6 protein-coding genes are annotated in these 6,387 nt (G+C 68.7%); 3 read left to right on the top strand and 3 right to left on the bottom strand.

Going from position 1 to position 6,387, the window contains the following annotated elements:
• The first annotated feature begins 15 nt into the window (after window positions 1-15).
• Both ligA and otsA read left to right on the top strand, forming a co-directional pair.
• Window positions 16-2,136, top strand: coding sequence for an NAD-dependent DNA ligase LigA (ligA, locus tag ACIKT0_RS11240; RefSeq protein ID WP_407105433.1), 2,121 nt, complete (start codon window positions 16-18; stop codon window positions 2,134-2,136).
• 135 nt (window positions 2,137-2,271) lie between these two features.
• On the top strand, window positions 2,272-3,693 hold the full coding sequence (gene otsA / locus ACIKT0_RS11235) for an alpha,alpha-trehalose-phosphate synthase (UDP-forming) (RefSeq protein WP_407105432.1): 1,422 nt from the start codon (window positions 2,272-2,274) through the stop codon (window positions 3,691-3,693).
• Window positions 3,694-3,702: 9 nt separating this feature from the next.
• On the opposite strand, the gene moaA is transcribed toward otsA, so the two are convergent.
• Complete coding sequence (moaA, locus tag ACIKT0_RS11230; protein ID WP_407105431.1) at window positions 3,703-4,728, bottom strand: GTP 3',8-cyclase MoaA; 1,026 nt, start codon at window positions 4,726-4,728, stop codon at window positions 3,703-3,705.
• A gap of 145 nt (window positions 4,729-4,873) precedes the next feature.
• Between moaA and ACIKT0_RS11225 the strand changes: the two genes are divergently transcribed.
• Complete coding sequence (locus tag ACIKT0_RS11225) at window positions 4,874-5,233, top strand: gamma-butyrobetaine hydroxylase family protein (protein WP_407105430.1); 360 nt, start codon at window positions 4,874-4,876, stop codon at window positions 5,231-5,233.
• Window positions 5,234-5,245: 12 nt separating this feature from the next.
• On the opposite strand, the gene ACIKT0_RS11220 is transcribed toward ACIKT0_RS11225, so the two are convergent.
• Window positions 5,246-5,491 carry a hypothetical protein gene (locus ACIKT0_RS11220; RefSeq protein WP_407105429.1) on the bottom strand — a complete coding sequence of 82 codons (246 nt, stop codon included), beginning with the start codon at window positions 5,489-5,491 and terminating at the stop codon, window positions 5,246-5,248.
• 114 nt (window positions 5,492-5,605) lie between these two features.
• Window positions 5,606-6,387, bottom strand: a 782-nt coding sequence (locus tag ACIKT0_RS11215; RefSeq protein ID WP_407105428.1) for a 3'-5' exonuclease, incomplete at its 5' end; no start/stop codon positions are given.

Raw genomic sequence — 6,387 nt, 5'->3', positions numbered from 1 at the left:
GCTGGAGGGGGCGGCGTGAGCGCGAAGCAGGTTGGGGGCGAGCTGCCGCCGGCGCTCCCGGACGCGGCCCGCGAACATGCCGCGCTCGCCGCGGAGATCGCCGAGCACGACCGCCGCTATTACCAGCAGGACGCGCCGACCATTTCGGACGCCGCCTATGACGAGCTGCGGCGGCGGCTCGACGCGCTCGAAGCCGAGTTCCCCGAGCTCAAGACGCCCGACAGTCCGAGCCAGCGCGTCGGCGCCGCGCCGTCGGAGGCTTTCGCGAAGGTGCGGCACGCCGTGCCGATGCTGTCGCTGGCCAACGCGTTCTCGGACGAGGAGGTGGCGGATTTCGCCGCCCGCGTCCGGCGCTTCCTCGACCTGAGGCCCGATCAGGAGCTTGCGATCGCGGCGGAGCCGAAGATCGACGGCCTGTCCGCCTCCCTGCGCTACGAGGGCGGCCGTTTCCTCCGCGGCGCGACGCGCGGAGACGGCGCCGTCGGCGAGGACGTCACCGCCAACCTGCGGACCATCGCCGACGTGCCCGAGCGTCTTGTCGGCGACGACGTCCCCGAGGTGCTGGAGGTGCGCGGCGAGGTCTATATGAGCCACGCCGACTTCCGCGCGCTGAACGAACGGCAGGCCGCCGCCGGCAAGCCGATCTTCGCCAATCCGCGCAACGCCGCGGCCGGCAGCCTGCGCCAGCTCGACCCGAACGTGACGGCGCAGCGTCCGCTGCGGTTCTTCGCCTACGCCTGGGGCGAGGCGAGCGCTGTGCCGGCCACGACGCAGACCGGCATGGTCGGCAATCTCGGCCGCTGGGGTTTCCAGACCAACCCGCTGATGAAGGTCTTCACCAGCACGGAAGACCTGCTCGCGCATTACCACGCGATCGAGGCCGTGCGCGCCGAGCTCGGCTACGACATCGACGGCGTCGTCTACAAGATCGAGCGGCTGGACCTGCAGCGCCGCCTCGGCTTCGTCTCGCGCAGCCCGCGCTGGGCGATCGCCCACAAGTTCCCGGCCGAGCAGGCGGTGACCGTGCTGGAGGCGATCGACATCCAGGTCGGCCGCACCGGCGCGCTCACCCCCGTCGCGAAGCTGAAGCCTGTCACGGTCGGCGGCGTGGTGGTGGCGAACGCCACGCTGCACAACGAGGACGAGATCGCCCGCAAGAACGTCCGCGTCGGCGATACGGTCGTCGTGCAGCGCGCCGGCGACGTCATCCCGCAGATCGTCTCGGTCGTGGCGGAGAAGCGTCCGGAAGGGGCGCAGCCATACGTCTTCCCCACCGTCTGCCCGGCCTGCGGCAGCCATGCGGTGCGCGAGGAGGGCGAGGCGGTGCGCCGCTGCACCGGCGGCCTGATCTGCCGCGCGCAGCAGGTCGAGCGCCTGCGCCACTTCGTGTCGCGCAACGCCATGGACATCGAGGGGCTCGGCGAGAAGCAGATCGAGGCGTTCTACGAGTGGGGACTCGTCCGCGAGCCCGCTCACATCTTTCGGCTCCGGGAGCGACAGGATCCGCTCACGCCTCTGAAGAACCGCGACGGCTGGGGCGAGACTTCCGTCAACAATCTGCTGGCCGCGATCGACGAGGCCCGGTCACGGCCCCCCAACCGCCTGCTCTATGGCCTCGGCATCCGCCATGTCGGCGAGATCAACGCCAAGCGGCTGATGCGGCACTACCGGACGCTCGACGCCCTTCGGGCGGCCGCCAAGACCGCCACGCCGCCGGACCCCGCCGTCAAGAAGGACAAGGGCGACGAGGCCTGGCAGGAGATGGTAGCGATCGAAGGCGTGGGCGCGGTCGTGGCGCATGCGGTGATCGAGTTCTTTCAGGAGCCGAAGAACGATCCGCCGCTGGACGCGCTCCTCGCCGAAGTTACGCCGGCGCCGATGGAGGAGGCGGCGAGCGATTCGCCCGTGGCCGGCCTGACCGTGGTGTTCACCGGGACGCTGGAGCGCATGACGCGCGACGAAGCCAAGGCGATGGCCGAGCGACTCGGCGCGAAAGTCTCCGGCTCGGTCTCGGGCAAGACCGATATCGTCGTCGCGGGCCCGGGCGCGGGCTCGAAGCTCACCAAGGCCCGCGATCTCGGCGTTGAAGTTCTCACCGAAGATCAATGGCTTGAGCGGGTGGGCGAGGCGGGATGAGAGGGCTGCGGGTCCCGGAACGACCCATGGCGGCTAGGCGTTAACGTGCCGGGCGATGATGATGATGGAAGAATCAGGCGGACGCCTTGATGCGTCCCGGACCAAACCCGAGGTGAGCGACGCAAGGATGGACGCATGAGCCGCCTGATCGTCGTCTCGAACCGCGTTCCCGCGCCGGAGCCAGGCACGCCGCCGGCCGGCGGGCTTGCAGTCGCGCTCTCTGGCGCCATGAAGGAACGCGGTGGCATCTGGTTCGGCTGGAGCGGCCGCACGCTTCCGCCCGGGCAGGATGAGCCCGAGGCGCCGGAGCTCGTCGAAAGCGACGGCGTCACCTACGGTCTTCTCGACCTCGGCGAGCGCGACCTGGACGACTATTACGCCGGTTTCTCCAACCGGATGCTGTGGCCGCTGTTCCACTACCGGATGGACCTGACGGAGTTCACCCGGGTCAATCTCGGCGGCTACTACCGGGTGAACAGGCTGTTCGCGAAGCAGCTGCTGCCCCTGATCCGGCCCGACGACATCATCTGGGTGCATGACTACCACCTGATCCCGCTCGCCGCCGAGCTGCGCGCCGCTGGTCTGCAGAACCGGATCGGCTTCTTCCTGCACATCCCGTTCCCGCCGCACGACATCTTCACGGTGCTGCCGAACCATGCCGACATCGTGCGCAGGCTCGCCGCCTATGACGTCGTCGGATTCCAGACGCCGCCCGACGTCGAGAACTTCGAGACCTACGTTCGCCGGGAGGGGGTCGGTCGCAGGCTACCCGACGGCCGGTTCCTGGTTTACGGCCGCGCCATCACGGTCGACGACTTCCCCGTGGGTATCGAGACGCAGGTCTTCGCCACGACGGCCGCTTCAGCCAACCGCCACGCGCTGGTCCGCCGGATGCGGGAGAGCCTCGAGGGCCGCAAGCTGCTGATCGGCGTCGACCGGCTCGATTACTCCAAGGGCATCGCGCAGCGCATCCAGGCCTACGAGACTTTCCTCACGCTGGACGAGATGTGGCGGGGCCGCTGCACCTACCTGCAGGTCACGCCGAAATCCCGCGGCGAGGTCCCGGAATATGTCGCAATGGAGCGCGAGGTGGCGGAGCTCGCGGGGCGGGTGAACGGCGCCCATGCGGAGCTCGACTGGACGCCGATCCGCTACGTAAACCGCACGGTCAGCCGGAACACGCTCGCCGGCCTCTACCGGATGGCGCATGTCGGCCTCGTGACGCCGCTGCGGGACGGCATGAACCTCGTGGCCAAGGAGTATGTCGCGGCCCAGGATCCGGAGGATCCGGGCGTTCTGCTGCTGTCGCGTTTCGCGGGCGCGGCTTGCGAGCTCGAGGGCGCGCTGCTGACCAATCCTTACGACGTGGACGGCACGGCGGGCGCGATCGTGCGCGCGTTGGAGATGCCGCTCGACGAGCGGCAGGACCGCTGGCGCAGGATGTTCGAGCGGATCCGGGACCGCGACGTCGCCTGGTGGCGGAACAACTTCCTGGAGGCGCTGGAGCGCCCGGCGCCAGAGGCGACGCGGCCGGGAAAGATCGCCGTCGTCAGGTGATCGCGGCGGTCAGCCGCCCGTCGTCGACATATGCCGGCCGACCGCCGGCTTGGCGTTGCGGCGGTCGATGATGAAGTCGTGGCCCTTTGGCTTGCGCCGAATGGCCTCCCGCACCGCCTCGACCAGCAGCTCGTCGTCGGAGCTCGCGCGCAGCGGCGTCCGAAGATCGGCGGCGTCGTCCTGGCCCAGGCACATGAAGAGAGTGCCGGTGCAGGTGACGCGCACGCGGTTGCAGCTCTCGCAGAAATTGTGCGTCAGCGGGGTGATGAAGCCGATCCGGCCGCCGGTCTCGGCCACCGAGACATAACGGGCGGGGCCGCCGGTCCGATACGGGATTTCGTTCAGCGTGAAGCGCTGGGCGAGCCGCGCCTTCACCAGGCTGAGCGGCAGATACTGATCGGTCCGGTCGCCCTCGATGTCGCCGAGCGGCATGGTTTCGATCAGCGAGAGGTCCATGCCCTTGGAATGGGCCCACACCGCCATGTCGGCGATCTCGTCCTCGTTGACGTCCCGCAGGGCGACCGCGTTGATCTTGATCTTGAGGCCGGCGGCGAGGCCCGCCTCGATGCCGGCGAGCACCTGGCGCAGGTCGCCCCAGCGGGTCACGGCCTTGAACTTGGCCTCGTCCAGGGTGTCCACGGACACGTTGATGCGCCGGACCCCGGCCGCGTAGAGCTCGGTCGCGTATTTCTCGAGCTGGCTGCCATTGGTGGTCAGCGTCAGCTCCTCGAGCGCGCCGGAATCGAGGTGACGACCGAGCGAGCGGATCAGCTCCATCAGGTTGCGCCGGACCAGCGGCTCGCCGCCCGTCAGGCGGAGCTTGCGCACGCCGAGACGGATGAAGGCCGAGCACAGGCGGTCGAGCTCCTCAAGTGTCAGCAACTCCCGCTTCGGCAGGAAGGTCATCTGCTCGGACATGCAGTAGACGCAGCGGAAGTCGCAGCGATCGGTCACCGACACCCTCAGATAGGTGATCGCGCGCTGGAACGGGTCGATCAGGGGCGCTACGGGGGCGATCGGCGACGGCATGTCCATTGAACGCGGATAGCCTCATGTTTTCCGGCGGCTGGCCGGAGATGCTGACAAAGGCTCTGCGGCGCTTGCGTCAGGCGGGAAGGTCCCTCACAAGCTAGGCGCCCGAGCGCCGCCCGTAAAGGCGCCCGTCTTCAAAGGTGATCGGATGTCCGACGCGGAGAAATGGCCGGTCGAGCTGAGGCTGTCGAGCGACGGGCGCACCCTGGCGGTCGCCTGGGCGGACGGCGCGCGTCACGACATATCGGCCGAGCTTCTGCGCGTGGAAAGCCCGAGCGCCGAGGTCCAGGGTCACTCCCCGGAGCAGAAGACCATCGTGCCCGGCAAGCGGAACGTGAAGATCCGCGACGTGCAGGAGGTCGGGTCCTACGCCGTGCGCCTCGTGTTCGACGACGGCCACGATACCGGCATCTACACCTGGGGCGCGCTTCGCCGGTTCGGCGAGGAGGGCGCGCAGATGTTCGACGACTACGAGGCGGCGCTGAACTCGCTGGGTCTCAAGCGCTGATCGGCTGCGTCGTCAGTGCGGCACGGGCGGTGAGGCCGGCTTCTCCGCGCCTTCCTGCCGTGAAACCCAGCCGCAGTCGCACATCTTCTGCAGGATCTCCTCAGGCGTCTCGATGACTCCGACGCAATGCGTCCGGTCCATGGAGCTCGTCAGCATGTCGATCGTCGTCTTGTCGCCGAAGCGGCGCATATGGACCGCAAGCGACATGTTCACGAAGATCTCGTGCTTGCCGGGCGTCGTCAGCTGAAGCCATTGCATCGCTGTCCTCCTTCCGCGTCTTGTGCCGACGCGATCAAAGGAGAGTAGCGCGGTAGGGTTTCGGCATCCACAACTTGCCGGCGCCCAAAAAGGCGGAGAGGCCGAGGGCTATCGTCAGCGCCACATCGCGCGCATGCGGGCGCCGATGTCGACCTGGGCGAGGGGCCGCCGGGCGGCGGATTCCGCGGAGGCCGGCGGCCAGGAGCAGCTCTCGAACTTTTCCAGCATCGCGGCGGTGATGAAGCGGGTGCGGGACGCATAGACGTGGCGGTCGCCGCGCGCTGCCTGCTGGTGCACGAAGAAGCGCTGCGGCAACATGATGCGCAGGTCGTCCTTGGCGCGCGTCATGGCGACGTAGAGCAGCCGGCGCTCCTCCTCGATCTCCGCCGAGGTGCCGACCCCGAGGTCGGACGGCATGCAGCCGTCGACGCCGTTGAGCACGAAGACGGATCGCCACTCCTGCCCTTTGGCGGAATGGATCGTCGATAGGATGAAGTAATCCTCGTCGAGATGGGGCGGGCCGCTCTCATCGCTGGTGGCGTCCGGCGGATCGAGCGTGAGCTCCGTGAGAAAGCGCTCGCGCGACGGGTAGCCGGAGGCGATCTGCTCGAGCTGCAGAAGATCCGCCGCGCGAACGGCCGCGTCGTCATGCACGCGCTCGAGATGCGGCTCGTACCAGCGGCGGGCGAGACCGACTTCGGCCGGCCACCCGGCCTGACCCTTCGTCAGGGCAGCCACGGCCTCGACGAAGGACGCCCAGTCCTGAGCGGCGCGGGGCGGGCTCGGCGCGGCCACCCCAACATGGAAAAATGATGCGTTCGGCGCCGCACGCGCCTGTCCAAAGGAACGGCCGGCCCATGGCCGCCGATCCCGACCTGGAGCGCAATGAGTTTTGC

Source organism: Hansschlegelia beijingensis (assembly GCF_045505405.1).
Taxonomy (GTDB): domain Bacteria; phylum Pseudomonadota; class Alphaproteobacteria; order Rhizobiales; family Methylopilaceae; genus Methylopila; species Methylopila beijingensis_A.
The sequence above is the reverse complement of the archived record's forward strand: the minus strand, read 5'-3'. Positions and strand labels throughout refer to the sequence as shown.